The organism is Streptomyces sp. NPDC037126 (assembly GCF_055605965.1).
In genome coordinates this window covers 1-1,473 of the sequence record NZ_JBVJTD010000091.1, presented here as the reverse complement: position 1 = coordinate 1,473, position 1,473 = coordinate 1, and the positions used below count along the sequence as shown (strand labels likewise).

The window sequence follows — 1,473 nt, the reverse complement described above, 5'->3', positions numbered from 1 at the left end:
GATCCCACTCCGCGTTCGTCAGGTCTCCGCGTCCCATGCAGTCAATCTGCCATCAACACCTCACCCGCGGAACGAGATCCGAGAAACAGCGCCTAGGAGCCGACGCGCGCTTTGAAGACGATGATGCCCGTGGGCCGTTGACCAACTGCGACAGGTGTTCCGGTGACACTGTTCGTCGCGGTGTCGATCACGAGTACCGTATTGTCGCCGCCGTTGGTGACGTAAAGGTCCCGGCCGTCAGGGCTGGTCGCGAGACGGCGTGGGCCGGCACCGACCGGGATGGGCACGCCGGTGACCGTGTCGGTGTTCGTGTTCAGCACCGAGACCGTGTTGTTGTCGCGGCTGGCCACGTAGAGCCGAGTGTCGTGGCGCGTCAGCGCCAGCCCGGTGAGAGTCCGTGCGATCGCCACATTCTTGATCAGCCTGTTGGTCTTTGCGTTGACCACTCCGACGGATCCGGCGACGAAGTTGGTCACATAGATGCGTGTGCCCGCCTTGTTCACCACAAGTTGGTTGGCGCCAGGGGCGGTATCGACCGGGGGTAGTGTGACCGTGTTGGTCGATGTATTGACGGTGGTTACGGCACCCTGGGCAAAACCGTTGTTCGTGACGTAGGCGCGGCGGTGGGTGGGGGACACCGCGACTCCCACCGCGCCGAGCTGCGAGGGGCCCACGACGATGGGCGGGCCCACGACGGTGTTGGTCCGGGTCCTGATGACGGACAGTGTGTCGTCGTCGTTGTTGGCGACATAGACGCGCGAACCGTTCGGGGCAACGGCCACACCAGCCGGAGCGTGTCCTACGGGGATCGGCACCCCGACAGTCCTGCGGGCAGCTGTGTCGATGACTGACACAGTGTCGTCGCCGGAGTTGCTGACGTACACCCGCGAGCCGTCTGGCGTCGCGGCCAGGCTATTCGGCTGGTCACCGACCGGAATGGGCGCGCCGACGACGGTCCGGGTCGCGGTGTCGATCACGGAGACGGTGTCGTCACTGGTGTTCGCGACGTAAGCGAACGTCCTCTTGTCACCTCCGGAGCGGTGCTGGGCACCCGCCGACGCGGTGGCCGCGAACGGTCCGGCCAGACTGCTGGCAAGAACCGCGGCCGCTGCTACCGATCGCATGGCTTTTCTCCGGGATCGGACGGGTTCGATCCTGGTCGCCTGGGCACGCGAGTGCGAGGGCATGTCGTCCTCCGAAGGAGCAGTTCGCGGCAGTTGTGCTGCGCGAGCATCGGCTGCCCTCGGCGAGCATTCGCCGAGGGGAGGGCCCAAGGTGAACCACCTGGGGCCGCGAGCCCCCAAGGTAGTGAGCCGACGCAGCAGCGTGTGCGCGCGACGGGCATGGGGACGGACAAAGCACCACTTCAGGCTAACTTACAGGTCATTTCATTTGGGGAGTCTGCGGTAGCAGATGAGGGCAGCTGCCAGCGCGGTGAAGGCCAGGAAGTGGTCGGGCTTGCGCTCGTAGCGG

Annotated in this window: 1 protein-coding gene; it reads right to left on the bottom strand. The window is 65.6% G+C overall.

Annotated features, from left to right (window positions below; genetic code table 11):
* Positions 1-92: 92 nt before the first annotated feature.
* A complete protein-coding gene (locus ACZ7FF_RS44965; protein WP_470820555.1) occupies positions 93-1,124 on the bottom strand; it encodes a beta-propeller fold lactonase family protein in 1,032 nt (343 codons plus the stop codon).
* Positions 1,125-1,473 lie beyond the last annotated feature (349 nt).